This window comes from Paraburkholderia sp. J8-2 (genome assembly GCF_905220195.1).
In the GTDB taxonomy this organism is placed as follows: Bacteria; Pseudomonadota; Gammaproteobacteria; order Burkholderiales; family Burkholderiaceae; genus Paraburkholderia.
This window is the reverse complement of the sequence record NZ_CAJMZA010000025.1, coordinates 24,340-38,492: the sequence shown is the minus strand read 5'-3', so window position 1 is coordinate 38,492 and position 14,153 is coordinate 24,340. Positions and strand designations below refer to the sequence as shown.

The window sequence follows — 14,153 nt, the reverse complement described above, 5'->3', positions numbered from 1 at the left end:
GTGACCAACCAGAACGAAACGGCAATCGAGCCGGCACCGCTCGGCCTGACCGAAAGCCAGTGGGAAGCGATTCGTGCGCTCAAGCCGCACAGCGAGGCAGAGATTCCGACACGCGAGGACAAGCAGCCGACCTCGATCTATCTGAGCGACGAACATTTCGACCTGGAGATCCAGCAGCTTTTCAAGCGCGTGCCGGTGGTGGTCGCGCCTTCGTGCTATCTGCCGGAGCCGGGCATGTCGCTGCCGGTGGACGGCTACGGCGTGCCGATGGTCGTCACGCGCGACAGCAAGGGCGAAATCCGCGCGTTCCTGAATGCGTGCCGCCATCGCGGCTCGAAGCTCGTGGAGGGCAGCGAGCCGGTCAAGAGCGGCCGGCTTTCCTGCCCCTACCACGCATGGACCTATGCAATGGACGGCAAGCTCGTCGGCTTGCCGCGCGCCGAGACCTTCCCTTCGATCAAGAAGTGCGATATGGGTCTCGTGCCGCTCCAGGCCTATGAGGCGGGCGGCCTGATCTGGGTTGGCATGGACCACAGCCAGCAGCCCGCCATGCTCGACGCGTCGGACCAGTTGGGCGCCGACCTCGACGCGCTCGGGCTCAAGAACATGCATGTGTACGGGCGCCGCCAATACGATCTCAAGGCGAACTGGAAATTCGTGATGGAGCCGTTCCTCGAGGCCTATCACATCCAGCGTCTGCACGCGAACTCGATTGCCTCGATGTTCGTGGACGTGCCAAGCGTCTATCGCCGCATCGGCCATCACCAGTGTCAGACCTCGGGCAAGGCGAATTTCGATCCGGAAATCCTCAAGGGACCGGTCGACAACCTGCACAAGTACGTGACGCACGCCTACCTCGTGTTCCCGAACACGGTCGTCATCACGAGCCCGTACTACTTCAGCGTGATGATCCTCATGCCGCGCGCGAAGGACCGCACGATCGTCGAGTACTACATGCTCACGCGCGGGCCGGCGGAGTCGGCCAAGGCCGAGGACCTGTTCCGCCGCTCGTTCGAGCTGATCCACGACGTATTCGGCGGCGAGGACTTCCGCGCGGCCGAACTGCAGCAGGCCGCCATGTGCGCGGGCGGCATCGACGAGGTGTACTTCGGCGGCATGGAGGAGATGATCGGCCCGTTCCATCGCTCGATCGAGTCGTTCCTCGGTCAAGCGCGCGGGCCGGGCGCCCACGGTTGATCACGCAGCCGGCCTTACCGGCAAGCGCGACACAGCGCACCGGACCACAAAAAACGATGGAGACACACAGATGCGCGAATTCGATTACGTGATCGTGGGCGCCGGCGCGGCGGGTTGCGTGCTCGCGCACCGCCTGTCCGCGACGCCCGGTGTCACGGTGGCGCTGCTCGAGGCCGGCGGCAGCGACAAGCATCCGTTCATCCAGATGCCCAAGGGTCTCGCGAAGGTGATGGCGGATCCGAAGCGCACTTGGCAATATCGCGCGGACCCCGAGGCCGCCACGGCCTACCAGCCCGAGATCTGGGCGCGCGGCCGGTTGCTCGGCGGGTCGTCGAGCGTGAACGGCATGATGTACGTGCGCGGTCAGCCCGCCGATTTCGACGAGCTCGCGCGCGTGAGCAGCGACGACTGGTCGTGGCGCCACATCGGCGCCGCCTATCGCGCGCTCGAAGCACACGAACTGGGCGAAGGCGAAACCCGCGGCGGCAACGGCGCGCTGCGCCTCACGCTCGCCGACCGGCGCACGCCGCTCACGGAGGCCATGATCGCCGCAGGCAGCGCAATGGGCCTCGCACGCAAGGAAGACGTCAACGATCCCGACAACGCGGTTTGCGTCGGCTACGCGTCGCGCACGATCTGGCGCGGGCGGCGGCAGAGCGCCTCGACGGCGTTTCTCGATCCCGTCTTGCATCGCGCCAACCTGCAGGTGATCGCCGATGCCACGGTCGACCGCATTCGTTTCGAGGGCAAGCGGGCGGTGGAGCTGGAGGTGCTGAGCGGCAGCGAGCGCATGGTTCTGCGCGCGCGCAAGGAGATCATTCTCGCGGCGGGCGCGATGGCCTCGCCCGGGATCCTGCAACGCTCCGGCGTGGGCGCGGCGGCGCAGCTCGCGCAACTGGGCATCCAGGTCGTGCACGACAGCCCCGAGGTCGGCCGCAATCTGCGCGAGCATCGCGGCATCATCCAGCAATGGCGCCTCAAGGTGCCGATGTCCGACAACAGCGAATACGCGGGCCTGCCGCTGCTGCGCAACATGCTGCGCTACTACACGGCGCGCACGGGCGCGATGGCTTCGGCGGCGTACGAGGTGGGCATGTGGCTCAAGTCGGACCGGAGCGTGCCGCGTCCCGACATCCAGTTTCTCGTCGCGCCGTTCAGTTTCGACTATTCGACGCAGCGCACCGCGCTCGAAAAGCAGCCGGGCATGAGCATTGTCGGCTATCCGCTGCGGCCCACGTCGAGCGGTGAGATCCACATTCGCAGCAAGAATCCGCACGAGCTTCCGGAACTCAAGCCGAACTACCGCGTCACGTCCGAGGACCGCGCGCTGATGATCCGCACCGTGCAGCTCGCGCGCGAGTTCGCGGGCCAGGCGCCGCTGCGGGCCTTCATCGAGGCGGAGACGTTTCCCGGCCTTGCGTGCGCGAGCGACGACGCCATCATCGAAGCCTACGACAAATTCGGCACCTGCGGCTATCACGCGGTCGGCAGCTGCCGCATGGGCAGCGACGCCGCTTCGGTCGTCGATCCCGAGCTGCGTGTGCGCGGTGTAGAGGCGCTGCGCGTGGTCGATACGTCGATCTTCCCGCAAATTCCTTCTGGCAACACGAACGCGCCGACGATGGCGATGGCCTGGCGCGCCGCCGACCTCATCATGCGCGAGGCCGCGCGCTGAAACGTTGCGCGCACAACAAGGAGACTCAATGTGAAAGGCTTGGGAGCGGACCGCGCGTATTGGGACGCGCTGGCGAGTGGCGTCGTGAAGATGCAGCAATGCGCGGGCTGCGAGAAATGGAACTGGCCGGCGGTCTGGCGTTGCGGCGAATGCGGCTCGTGGGAGCATCGCTGGCGTGAAGTCGAGCCGAAGGGCCGCATTTTCAGCTGGACTCGCACGTGGCACGACTTCGGCGCGCCCGCCGAGCTGGGGCTGCCGTTCGTGAGCGTGGTGGTCGAGCTGGACGGCGTCGGCGGCAAGCGGCTGATCGGCACGCTGGCCGATCAGGATGCCGAAATAACAATCGGCCAAGCCGTGATTGGAGAGGTCCACCCTGTGAGGTTCGAAGGCGAGTCGATTCCGGCGCTGCGTTGGCATCTTGCCTCTCCCGTCACGCCGCACGCGAAGGGAGAGGCGCGATGAGCCGCACGCCTTTTTGCAACTCGGTTTCCGTGGCCGGTATCGGGCTGCGCCAGTACAAGCGCGGCGCGGCGCCCGAGCCCGAGCAGGGTGTGCTGGTGCGCGCGATCCTCGATGCATGCGAAGACGCGGGATTTGCGCCCCAGGACATCGACGGCTTCGTCGCCTATGGCGACGACCACAACGAGCCGGTGCGCCTGATGTCCGACCTCGGCACGCATGAGTTGCGCTTCAACACCCAGGTTTGGGGCGGCGGTGGCGGCGGTATCGCGGCGGCGTTCGGCGTCGCGGCGGCGGCGATCGCAACTGGCCAGGCCGAGGCGGTCGTCGTGTTCCGCGCGCTCGTGCAGGGCAATAGCGGGCGCATGTCGGCGGCGGTCATGCGCCACCATCTGAACGATCACGTGATCGGCGGCGGGCTGCTCGCGCCCGCGCAGATCTGCGCGCTGCGCGCCCAGCGCCTCTTCGAGCATCACAAGGTGCCGCCCAGTGTGGCCGAGGAGCTGGTGCGCGCGTCGTACTACCACGGCTCGCGCAATCCGGAGGCGACCGCGTTCGGCAAGGAACTCGATCTCGATGCCTACCGCAACGGGCGCCGGATCGCCGAGCCGTTTCGCCTGTTCGACTGCTCGCGCGAGAACGACGGCGCGGGTGCGCTGCTGCTCACTTCCACGGCGCGAGCGAAAGACCTGCGCAAGCAGCCGATCCGGCTGCTCGGCGTGGCCAATGGCGCGTCGAAGGGCTGGGGCGATCTCGCCGAGAACGATGTCGATTACGAGTCGGCGGGTTTTCGTCCTATCGCGCGGCGGCTGTGGCGCGATACCGGCCTCACCCCCGCGGATGTGGACGTCGTGCAGCTCTACGAAAATTTCAGCGCGCAGGGCGTGGCCTCGCTCATCGACCACGGCTTCTGCACCTTCGAGAACGTCGCCGAGGTAATTCGCTTCGACAATCTCATCGCGCCGCACGGCAAGCTGCCTGTGAACACCTCGGGCGGCAATTTCGCGCACGGCTTCGTGCACGGCATCGGCACGGCCATCGAAACCGTGCGCGTGCTGCGCGGCGAGTCGGCCAACCCGGTGCCGGACGCGAAGATCTGCCTGCTGGCGGGCGGCCCAGGCGCGCCGACGGTCAGCTCGGCGCTGTTCGGCACCGAGGATCTTTGAGGACGCCGCGCCGTGAACGACAGAGCATTGCAGGGAGCAAGCATGGAAGCAGGGCATTGCGTGATCGTCGGCGGCGGCCATGCCGTCGCGCAACTGGCGGCAAGCCTGAGGCAGGAGGGCTGGACGGGACCGGTCACGCTGGTGAGCGCGGAGGCCGTGCTGCCCTATCACCGGCCGCCGCTGTCGAAGACGTTCCTGTGCGGCAACGACTGCGACGACACCCTGTTGATCCGTCCGCGCGAGTTCTACGAGAAGCAGGCGATCGACGTGCGCCTTGGCGTGCGAGCACGCGCGATCGATCGTGAAATGCGCCGCGTAACGCTCGACGACGGCACCTCACTCGCCTACGACAAGCTGGTGCTCGCGACAGGCGCGCACGTGCGCCGCCTGAACGTGCCGGGCGACTCGCTGGCGAACGTGTTCTACCTGCGCGAGATCGCCGACGTGCATGCGCTGCGTCAGGCGATCGTGCCCGGCGCTCGCGCGGTGATCGTGGGCGGCGGCTACATCGGACTCGAAGCCGCGGCTTCGCTGCGCAAGCTCGGCCTCGACGTCACCGTGCTCGAAGCGCAGTCGCGCGTGCTGCAACGCGTGACGGCGCCCGAGGTCTCGGCGTTCTATACGCGCGTGCACGAGGAAGAGGGCGTGCGGCTCCTCACCGGGGTGGCAGTCGAGGCAATCGAAGGCGAGGGCCGTGTGCGCGGCGTGCGGCTTGGCGACGGACGCTGGCTCGAAGCCGATCTCGTGATCGTCGGCGTGGGCGTGCTGCCCGCCGTCGCGCTGGCCGAACAGGCGGGCCTGAAGATCGACAACGGTATCGTCGTGAACGAGCATGCGCGCACGAGCGACCCCGACATCTACGCGATTGGCGATTGCACGCGTCATTTCAACCCGATCTACGCGCGCTGGCTGCGGCTCGAATCCGTGCAGAACGCGAACGACCAGGCACGCACGGCCGCGCTCGCGCTGTGCGGCAAACCTGCGCCCTATCGCGCGCTGCCGTGGTTCTGGTCCGACCAGTTCGATCTGAAGCTGCAGATTGCGGGCTTGTCGGAAGGCTTTGACGACGTGGTGACGCGAGGCGACCCGCGCAATGGACGCAGCTTCGCGGCGTTCTATTACCGGCAGGGGCGATTGATCGCCGTGGACGCCGTCAACCGGCCCAAGGAATTCATGATGAGCAAGCGCTTTCTGGCCGAGCAGCAGTCGGCCGATCCGCAGCGGGTCGCGGACGAATCCATCGATATCAAAGATTGTTTTGTGATGTGAAAGGGGATGAACATGCCGGTGATTACTTTTATTTCTCACGATGGAGCGAGCGTCGAAGTCGAGGCGCAGACCGGCGCGAGTCTGATGCAGGTGGCTGTGGCGAACGGCGTGACGGGCATCATTGGAGAGTGCGGTGGTGTGTGCAGCTGCGCGACCTGCCACTGCTATGTGGACGAGCCTTGGGCAACCCGGCTCGACAGCCCCGATAACCAGGAGCGCAACATGCTCGATTGCGTGCTCGACCCCGAACCGGTGAGCCGCCTGAGCTGCCAGGTGAAGGTGAGCGACGCGCTCGACGGCGCCGTGATCCGGCTGCCGGCTTCGCAGTACTGAGCAGCCTGCAAGTGGAGAACGCACCGATGCCGCTGCGCACCGAACGCTTCAAGGCTTCCGGCGGCATGACGCTCGCCGCCGACGTAGGCGGCAGCATCGGCGAGCCGCCCGTCGTGCTGCTCCACGGCGGCGGGCAGACCCGCTACTCGTGGGGCCGTGCGGCGGCCGACCTTGCACGGCGAGGCCATCATGTAATCTCGCTCGACTTGCGCGGTCATGGCGAAAGCGACTGGGCGGCGGGCGCCGATTACTCCATCGACGCCTTCGTTGCCGACCTCGATGCCGTGGTCGCGACGCTCGAGAGAGCGCCCGTGCTGATCGGCGCGTCGCTTGGCGGCGCCACCGCGCTCGTGGCGACGGGCGAGCTTCGCGGCGATTTCGCGCAGGCGCTCGTGCTGGTCGACGTCGTGCCGCGCATGGAGGCGGAGGGGGTGGGCCATATCCGCGATTTCATGCGGGCGAATCTGCACGGTTTCGCGAGCGTAGACGAGGCCGCCGACGCCGTGGCCCGTTATCTGCCCGATCGTCCCCGTCCTGCCTCGAACGAAGGCCTGATGAAGAACCTGCGCGAGCATGCCGATGGGCGGTTGTACTGGCATTGGGACCCCGCGTTCCAGACCGGGCCCATTCGCATCCAGCCTGACGCCATGACCGCGCGCATGGAAGCCGCCGCGCGCCGTATCGGCGTGCCGACGCTGCTGGTGCGCGGCAAGGCGAGCAACGTCGTCAGCGACGAAGGCGCGCGGCGCCTGCTCGATCTGATCCCACAGGCGCAGTACGTCGATGTGGAGGGCGCGGGCCACATGGTGGCGGGCGACCGCAACGACGCGTTCAACGAAGCGATCGAAGACTTTCTCGCCGCGCTCGCGTGAGCGCGCCTTCTTTCATGCCAACGACCATGAACCAGACGATTCCCTTCGCACTACCAAACTTCACGACGCGACTCGACGGCCGCGTAGCGCTCATCACCGGGGCTTCGAGCGGCCTTGGCCGCCGCTTCGCCCAGGTGCTGGCGAGCGAAGGGGCGGCGGTCGTGCTGGCGGGACGGCGGTTCGACCGGCTAGAGGCGCTAGCCGGTGAGATTCGCGCAGCCGGCGGCCGCGCGCTGCCGCTCGAACTCGACGTGCGCGACGCGCGTGCGTTGCCCGATGCGCTCGCGTGCATCGAGGCCCAGTTCGGTGTCGTCGATATTCTGGTCAACAACGCGGGCGTGGCCGAAGGGCGCTTCGCGACCGACCTCACGTTCGACGAGATCGATTCGATCATCGACACCAACTTCCGCGCGCCCTTCGTGCTGGCCTCAGCCGTGGCGCGCGCGCTGATCGCGGCGCGCAAGCCAGGCCACATCGTCAATGTGGCTTCGGTGGGCGCGTACCACTACACGGCGAGCAGCGGGGCTGCGCTCTATTGCGCGAGCAAGTCCGCCGTGATCCGGCTGACCGAGGCGCTGGCGATGGAGTGGGCGCGGCATGGCATCAACGTCAACGCGATCGCACCCGGCGTGTTCCGCACGGAAATGACGGCGGAGCATCTCGCCACTCACGGCGAAGCCGCGCTCGCGCGCATGCCGCGCAAGCGCGCGGGCGAGCCCGCCCAGCTCGACGGCACGCTGCTCTACCTCGTCTCGCCCGCCTCCGAGTTCGTGACGGGCATTTGCGTGCGCGTGGACGACGCACAGTTCCCGCGCTGAACCATGAACACGTAAGGCCTTAGTTGACCTTGCGCGAGCGCGCGGCCCAGTACGTGTCGCGCAGCGGCTGCTTGAGAATCTTGCCGCTCGGCGAGAGCGGAAGCTGATCGACGAACGCAACGCTGCGGGGGCACTTGTAGCGTGCAATCAAGGTCCGGCAATGCGCGATGACGGCCGCTTCGTCAAGCGTCTCACCCGCGCGTAGCGCAACGACCGCATGCACGCGCTCTCCCCATTGGTCGTCGGGCACGCCGACCACCGCGCACAGCGCGACTTGCGGCATCTGTGCAATGGCGTTCTCGACCTCGGCCGAATAGACGTTCTCGCCACCCGTCACGATCATGTCCTTCAATCGATCTACGACGTAGAGGAAGCCGTCCTCATCGAAATAGCCCGCGTCACCGGTGTGCAGCCAGCCTTCGCGCAGCACCTCGGCCGTGCGTTCGGGCTGGTTCCAGTAGCCGGCCATCGTCATCGGGCCGCGCGCGACGATTTCGCCAACCGCATGCGCGCGCGCCGTCGTGCCATCAGCGGCGAGCACGCGCACCTCCGCGATCGGCACGGGCCGTCCTGCGGCGCGCAGGCGCGCGGGTGGCTGCGCGGGGTCGTGACACCATGGCGGCAGCACGGCCACGACCGGCGATAGCTCGGTCATGCCGTAGAGCTGGCAGAAGCGCGTTTGCGGCAGGCGCGCGAGCGCGGCTTTGAGCAGCGCCTCGTCGATCGGCGCCGCGCCGTAGAGGACGAGCTTCAGGCTCGACAGATCGTGCGCCGCGAAGCGCGGATGATCGATGAGGCGCTTGAGCATCGTCGGCACGAGGAAGGTCTCGCTCGCGCGCTCACGCTCGATGAGCGCCAGCATGGTCTCTTCGTCGAACGCCGGAACGAGCACCTGGGCGCACAGACGCATCATCAATTGCAGCGTGAGCCCGAGGCCGCCCACGTGGAAGAGCGGCGCGAGGTTCAGCCCGACGGCGCCGTCGGGGCGCGGCGCCGCGAGGTTGCTCGATAGCTGGCTCACGTAGAGATTCGCGTGCGTGAGCATGACGCCCTTGGGGCGGCCCGTGGTGCCGCCCGTGTACATGATCGCGGCGAGATCGTCGCCGCCGCGCCGTGCGTCTTCGATCGGGGCGGCGGCGGCCATGCGCACGGCGGCGTCGTCAACGCCGGGCGGCAATGCAACGCATGCGCCGTCGGCGAAGCGCAGCACCGTGTCGAGCGACCGTGAAAGACCGCGCAGTTCGTCGACCAGCGGCAGGAATGCATCGTCGACGAGCAGGATGCGCGTGTCGCAATCGTCGAGCGAGGCGGCCATCTCTCGCGCGCTCCAGCGCGCGTTGACGGGGTTGATCACGCCGCCGGCCCACCAGGCCGCGTAAAGATACTCGACGTAGCGGTCGGAATTGAAGCCGAGCATCGCGACGCGCTCGCCGGCTTTCACACCGGCTTCGCGCAGCACGGCCGCGAGCCTGGCCACGCGCGCGACGAACACGGCGAAGCTCTGGCGACGCTCGCCGCAGATCAGCGCCGGTGCGTCGGGCTTCTGGAGCCGCGCTTTGTGCAGGGGTTGGGTGAGATGCATGTAGAGACTCCACGTGATGGGGGCGCTCGCCGCCCCCGCCGATGATCGGCCCGTGCGCGCAAGCGCTCAATCGTCGGATTCGACGATGTTGAGCACCCGCCCCCCGCCTATCATCGACTGCAATCTGGCGCGCGTTTCGTCTTGCAGCCGTGCGTGCGCCGCCATCCGAAAATCATGAGGAGAACGGTGTGTTCGCGGGCGAAAGCATTCAAGTGAAGCCGATCGAGGAGGGTCTCGTCGAGCTGTGTTTTCATCGGCAGGCCGAGGCGATCAACAAGCTCGATCAGCGCACCCTCGACGAGTTCCGCGAGGCGAGCGCTGTGATCGCGCGCAACGCGTCTGTGCGCGGCGTGCTGGTTACGAGCGCAAAAGACGTGTTCATCGTCGGCGCCGATATCGGCGAGTTCAGCGCGCTGTTCGAACGTTCCGCGCAAGCAATCGCCGCACACGTGCGGCGCAATAACGAAGCGCTCGCCGCTTTCGAGGATCTTGGGGTGCCGACGGTGGCCGAGATCAACGGCTTCGCGCTAGGCGGCGGCCTCGAACTGGCGATGGCGTGCTCGCTGCGTGTCATGTCCGAGACCGCGCGCGTGGGGCTGCCCGAGGTGAGCCTCGGGCTCTTTCCCGGGCTTGGGGGCACCGTGCGGCTTGGCCGCATTGCGGGTGCGCGGGTGGCCGTCGACTGGATTCGCACGGGCAAGCAGTTCGGCGCGGCGCAGGCGCGCGAGGCGGGCGTGGTCGACGCCGTGGCGGCCGCAGCCGGCTTGCGCGCCGCATCGCTCGACTTGCTGCGCCGTGCCGTGGCGGGCGAAGCGGACTGGCGGGCCGCGCAGCAGCGCAAGCGCGACGCGATGACGAGCGATGCGCGCGCCGGATTCGACGCCGCGCTGGAGCAGGTGAGCGCAGCCGCGTCGCCGCATCAGCCGGCCGCGTTGCGCGCCGCGCAGACGATGCAGCAAGGCGCGACGCTCTCGCGCGACGCCGCGCTCGACCAGGAAGCGCGAGCCTTTGCCGAAGTCGCGAAAACCCAGGCCGCCGGCGCGCTCGTGCAGACGTTCATGAGCCAGCAGGCGCTGAAGAAGCAGTTCCGTGCGTGGTCGGCCAAGGTCAGTCCCGTGACGCGCGCGGCCGTGCTCGGCGCGGGCATCATGGGCGGCGGCATTGCCTATGCGAGCGCGCTGCGCGGCACGCCGCTGCGGCTGAAGGACATTGCGCAGGGCCAACTCGATCTGGGCATGAGCGAGGCCGGACGCCAGCTCGCGCGGCAGGTGAAGGCGGGCCGTCTCGCACAGGCGAGAGCCGACGAAGTGCTCGCCTCGATCACGCCGCAACTCGACTACGCGGGCTTCGATCAGAGCGACCTCGTCATCGAGGCCGTGGTTGAAAATCTCAGCGTCAAGCGCAAGGTGCTCGTCGAGCTGGAACAGCAGGTGCGCGCCGACACGGTGATCGCGTCGAACACTTCGAGCTTGCGCATCGACGATATCGCCGTGCCGCTCGCGCGTCCTGAGAACTTTGTCGGCATGCACTTCTTCAATCCGGTTCCCGTAATGCCGCTTGTCGAGGTGATACGCGGTGAGCGCACGAGCGAAACGGCCGTGGCCTCCGCCGTGGGCTATGCGGTGGCGATGGGCAAGACGCCGATCGTCGTGAAGGACTGCCCGGGTTTTCTCGTCAATCGCATTCTCACGCCCTATATCAACGCTTTCGTCGAGATGGTCGCCGAGGGCGTGGACTTCGAGCGCATCGATCGCGCCATGGAGGCGTTCGGCTGGCCAATGGGTCCCGCGTATCTCCAGGACGTCGTGGGCATGGACGTGGGCAGCCACGTGGTCGACGTGATTTCCGCAGGCTATCCCGAGCGCATGCGTCCCGACGAGCGCAGCGCGCTGCGCCTCATGGTCGCGAACGGGCGCTTCGGCCAGAAGTCCGGCGCGGGCTTCTATGGCTACGAGAAGGACGAAACGGGCAAGCTGCGCAAGCGCGTCTCGCCCGAAGCGCACGCGCTGCTCGCGCAACAACGGGCCGTCGCGACACGCGTCATGGCCGACGCCGAGATCGTGGAGCGCATGATGCTGCCGATGATCGGCGAGGCCATTCATGCGCTCGCGCAGGGCGTGGTCGGCACGCCTGCGGAACTCGATACCGCGCTGCTGCTGGGCCTCGGTTTCCCGGCGCACGTGGGCGGCGCGCTGAAGTACGCGGACTGGCTAGGCCTCGACGCTCTGCTCGCGCGCTTCGCGCACTATGCGCCACTCGGCGAGGCGTACCGCGCACCGGCGCTCCTGAGCGAGATGGCCGCCGCGCAACGGCGTTTCTATCCGGCGTAACGGAGACAGCGCGACGAGCGCTGCTCCCCCGCCAGCATTTTCGATTGGGTACACCATGACTGCATCACCGATACTGTTCGAGCGCGATGGCGACGTCGCGATCATCACGCTCAACGAGGCCGCCAAGCTCAATGCGCTGAGCCTCGATCTGCAACGGCAATTGCGCGCGCGCCTCGCCGACGTTCGCGCAGACCGCTCGGTGCGCGCGCTGCTGCTCACGAGCGCGGGCAAGGCGTTCTGCGTGGGCGCCGACATTTCGACCGAAGGGCCGATGTCGCCGGGCACGCCCGGCCTCGGTCAGCGTACGGCCGACCTCATGCACGAGCTGTCCAACCGTATCGTGACCGACCTGCGCGAGTTGCCGGTGCCCGTGGTGGTCGCGCTCAACGGCGCGGCCGCGGGCGCGGGTGTGGGCATCGCGCTCGCGGCCGATATTGTCGTGGCTGCGCGCTCGGCGTACTTCTATCTGCCCTTCGTGCCGAAGCTGGGTTTGCTGCCCGACCTGGGCGCGACGTGGTTCCTCACGCGCCTGCTGGGCCGCGCACGCGCCAGTGCTTTGACGCTGCTGGGCGAACGCCTGCCCGCTGAGACGGCGGCGGAGTGGGGCCTGATCTGGTCGTGCGTTGACGACGAGCGGCTGCGCGAGGAGGCGCTAACCCTCACGCAACGGCTGGCGCGGCTGCCCGCATCGCGCGCGCTCGAAGCGCGCCGTGCGTTCGATGCGGGATTCGCCAATACGCTCGACGAGCAGCTCGTGTACGAGACTTCGCGTCAACGCGAGTTGCTGGAGCAGCCGGAATTCGCGGAGGGCGTGCAGGCCTTTCTGGAGCGGCGCGAGCCTGTGTTCGGCTCGCGCTGAGGGTGCCGTGGGAGGGGCGCATGCCCCTCGTTCATGCGTCTTGCGCCGTATCGGCTTCTGATGCCGCGACCGCTTCGGGCTCGTTGTTGCTTTCGGCCGTCTTGCGCGGCTTGCGGACCGCGGTCTTGCGCGCGGGCTTCTTCTTCGCAGCACTTTTCTTGTCGGTTGTATAGGCCGCGAAGCCGTCAATGAAGCGCCGTATCGTTTCGATGAAGAGTTGCTCGTCGTCGAGCGCGTTCGTGCGCAGCGCCTCGGCAAGGTGCGGATAGCGGGCGTGATCGAACTGCGGCATGGGTTCCACGCCGCGTGCGCGGCAGGCGGCTTCGAAAAGCGCCGAGCCGAACGTCAGCTTTTCGAGGCCCTCGACAAAAATCATGTGCTGATCAGGCGGCAACGGATAGTCGCGGATCCAGTGATCGTAGCTGCCGAGCAGCAGATGGCGCGGAAAGAACTGCAGGAGCAGCGGCGCCGCGTTCGGATGCTGAAGGACGGAGCGGCGCGTCGCCACGCTGAGCGCGATCATGCGCTCGCGCCAGTCCCCCTCCAGTTCTTCCGGAATCTGGACGTCGAGCAGAATGAGCCTCGCCACCTCGGCGAGCAGGGCGGTCTTGCTCTTGAAGTGATAGTAGAGCGACGGCGCCTTGATCCCCATTCGATTGGCGACGAGTTCGAGGCTGAAAGCGTCCAGCCCGCGGACATCGATTACCCCGAGCGCGGCACGCGCGGCGCGTTCGGTCGAAATAATTGGCTTGGTCGGTCGTCCCACAAAAACTCCGGTTCATAGATAAAAGGGTCACTTCCGGTGCGGCGCGCGCCGGGCAGGGGCCGCTCATCGTGTGTGCGTAGTGTGCCCGCCTCGGGAGCGCGTGCCAAGGGGCGGCGGCATGCGCCGCCACCCTGCGGCGGCGCGGCGGCGCGCAAACTAGAGCGTGGCGACGGGCGCGGCTTTCTGCGCGGCGCGTGCGGCGGCAAATGCCGGGCGCGCGCAGAGTCGGTCGAGGTAGGCGGAAACGGCCGGCGGCAACTCGCCGCCAAGGCCGAGCGCCTTGGCGAGCATGAGCGCGTAGGCAACGCTGATATCGGCGCTCGTGAAGCGGCCGTCCGCAAGGTATTCGCGATGCGCGAGTGCGCGATCGAGCACGGCGACCCGCTCGACGAACTGCGCGCGGCAGTCGGCGGCTGCGCCTGGCTGGCGCTGCTCCGCCGGCAAACGATGTGCGTAGCGAAACATGGCCGCGAGCGGCACCGTGAGCGATGCTTCTCCGAAATGCAGCCAGTTGAGCCAGTTGCCGTGCTCGGGGTGGCCTGGCGGCACGGCGAACGCGTTGCTTGCGTCGGTGGCAGTCAGGTATTCGAGAATCGCGCCCGACTCGAACAGCGTGGTCTCGCCGTCGACAAGGCAGGGCACCGTGCCGGCCGGGTTGATTTCGAGGAACTTCGGGGCGGTTTCCTTTGGAGGGTAATCTAAGTTTATAAGATTGTACGCTTTGCCCATTTCTTCGAGCAACCAAAGGCAGCGGAACGACCTTGCATCCTTGCAATGATAGAGCTTTAGCATTCGTCTCCTCCCGGTTTTGCGGGTTCTGTCGGGGT

Annotated in this window: 13 protein-coding genes; 10 read left to right on the top strand and 3 right to left on the bottom strand. The window is 67.3% G+C overall.

Annotated features, from left to right (window positions below; all coding sequences use genetic code 11):
- The 8 genes from U5A52_RS33130 to U5A52_RS33095 all read left to right on the top strand — a co-directional run bounded on the left by U5A52_RS33130 (window position 1) and on the right by U5A52_RS33095 (window position 7,789).
- Window positions 1–1,197, top strand: a complete 1,197-nt coding sequence (locus U5A52_RS33130; protein ID WP_321938156.1) for an aromatic ring-hydroxylating dioxygenase subunit alpha — start codon at window positions 1–3, stop codon at window positions 1,195–1,197.
- 70 nt (window positions 1,198–1,267) lie between these two features.
- On the top strand, window positions 1,268–2,872 hold the full coding sequence (locus U5A52_RS33125; RefSeq protein ID WP_321938154.1) for a GMC family oxidoreductase: 1,605 nt from the start codon (window positions 1,268–1,270) through the stop codon (window positions 2,870–2,872).
- Between the two features lie 30 nt (window positions 2,873–2,902).
- Entirely contained in the window at window positions 2,903–3,334 is a 432-nt protein-coding gene (locus U5A52_RS33120) for a Zn-ribbon domain-containing OB-fold protein (RefSeq protein ID WP_321938153.1), read from the top strand.
- Window positions 3,331–4,497, top strand: a complete 1,167-nt coding sequence (locus tag U5A52_RS33115) for a thiolase C-terminal domain-containing protein (protein ID WP_321938151.1) — start codon at window positions 3,331–3,333, stop codon at window positions 4,495–4,497. Before U5A52_RS33120 ends, U5A52_RS33115 begins: the two co-directional genes overlap by 4 nt.
- A 42-nt stretch (window positions 4,498–4,539) precedes the next feature.
- On the top strand, window positions 4,540–5,766 hold the full coding sequence (locus U5A52_RS33110) for an NAD(P)/FAD-dependent oxidoreductase (protein WP_321938149.1): 1,227 nt from the start codon (window positions 4,540–4,542) through the stop codon (window positions 5,764–5,766).
- 12 nt (window positions 5,767–5,778) lie between these two features.
- Window positions 5,779–6,099, top strand: a complete 321-nt coding sequence (locus tag U5A52_RS33105; protein ID WP_321938147.1) for a 2Fe-2S iron-sulfur cluster-binding protein — start codon at window positions 5,779–5,781, stop codon at window positions 6,097–6,099.
- A gap of 26 nt (window positions 6,100–6,125) precedes the next feature.
- Window positions 6,126–6,971 carry an alpha/beta hydrolase gene (locus tag U5A52_RS33100; RefSeq protein WP_321938146.1) on the top strand — a complete coding sequence of 282 codons (846 nt, stop codon included), beginning with the start codon at window positions 6,126–6,128 and terminating at the stop codon, window positions 6,969–6,971.
- 26 nt (window positions 6,972–6,997) lie between these two features.
- Window positions 6,998–7,789: an SDR family NAD(P)-dependent oxidoreductase gene (locus U5A52_RS33095; RefSeq protein ID WP_321938144.1), complete on the top strand. Its 792-nt coding sequence runs from the start codon at window positions 6,998–7,000 to the stop codon at window positions 7,787–7,789.
- Window positions 7,790–7,808: 19 nt separating this feature from the next.
- On the opposite strand, the gene U5A52_RS33090 is transcribed toward U5A52_RS33095, so the two are convergent.
- A complete protein-coding gene (locus U5A52_RS33090) occupies window positions 7,809–9,371 on the bottom strand; it encodes a long-chain fatty acid--CoA ligase (RefSeq protein ID WP_321938143.1) in 1,563 nt (520 codons plus the stop codon).
- A 188-nt stretch (window positions 9,372–9,559) separates the two neighbouring features.
- Between U5A52_RS33090 and fadB the strand changes: the two genes are divergently transcribed.
- Together fadB and U5A52_RS33080 are read left to right on the top strand one after the other, a co-directional pair.
- Window positions 9,560–11,701, top strand: coding sequence for a fatty acid oxidation complex subunit alpha FadB (fadB, locus tag U5A52_RS33085; RefSeq protein ID WP_321938141.1), 2,142 nt, complete (start codon window positions 9,560–9,562; stop codon window positions 11,699–11,701).
- A gap of 55 nt (window positions 11,702–11,756) precedes the next feature.
- Window positions 11,757–12,560, top strand: coding sequence for an enoyl-CoA hydratase-related protein (locus U5A52_RS33080; protein WP_321938139.1), 804 nt, complete (start codon window positions 11,757–11,759; stop codon window positions 12,558–12,560).
- Window positions 12,561–12,591: 31 nt separating this feature from the next.
- Here the strand turns inward: U5A52_RS33080 and U5A52_RS33075 are convergent, their stop codons facing one another.
- Both U5A52_RS33075 and U5A52_RS33070 read right to left on the bottom strand, forming a co-directional pair.
- Complete coding sequence (locus tag U5A52_RS33075) at window positions 12,592–13,326, bottom strand: helix-turn-helix domain-containing protein (protein WP_321938137.1); 735 nt, start codon at window positions 13,324–13,326, stop codon at window positions 12,592–12,594.
- Window positions 13,327–13,482: 156 nt separating this feature from the next.
- Window positions 13,483–14,118, bottom strand: coding sequence for a glutathione S-transferase family protein (locus U5A52_RS33070; protein ID WP_321938135.1), 636 nt, complete (start codon window positions 14,116–14,118; stop codon window positions 13,483–13,485).
- Between the last annotated feature and the right edge of the window lie 35 nt (window positions 14,119–14,153).

Bases quoted from the DNA above. Each gene is read 5' to 3' on its own strand.
- U5A52_RS33125 (WP_321938154.1), top strand. From the start codon at position 1,268: ATGCGCGAATTCGATTACGTGATCGTGGGCGCCGGCGCGGCGGGTTGC.
- U5A52_RS33115 (WP_321938151.1), top strand. From the start codon at position 3,331: ATGAGCCGCACGCCTTTTTGCAACTCGGTTTCCGTGGCCGGTATCGGG.
- U5A52_RS33110 (WP_321938149.1), top strand. From the start codon at position 4,540: ATGGAAGCAGGGCATTGCGTGATCGTCGGCGGCGGCCATGCCGTCGCG.
- U5A52_RS33105 (WP_321938147.1), top strand. From the start codon at position 5,779: ATGCCGGTGATTACTTTTATTTCTCACGATGGAGCGAGCGTCGAAGTC.
- U5A52_RS33100 (WP_321938146.1), top strand. From the start codon at position 6,126: ATGCCGCTGCGCACCGAACGCTTCAAGGCTTCCGGCGGCATGACGCTC.
- U5A52_RS33095 (WP_321938144.1), top strand. From the start codon at position 6,998: ATGAACCAGACGATTCCCTTCGCACTACCAAACTTCACGACGCGACTC.
- U5A52_RS33090 (WP_321938143.1), bottom strand. From the start codon at position 9,371: ATGCATCTCACCCAACCCCTGCACAAAGCGCGGCTCCAGAAGCCCGAC.
- U5A52_RS33080 (WP_321938139.1), top strand. From the start codon at position 11,757: ATGACTGCATCACCGATACTGTTCGAGCGCGATGGCGACGTCGCGATC.
- U5A52_RS33070 (WP_321938135.1), bottom strand. From the start codon at position 14,118: ATGCTAAAGCTCTATCATTGCAAGGATGCAAGGTCGTTCCGCTGCCTT.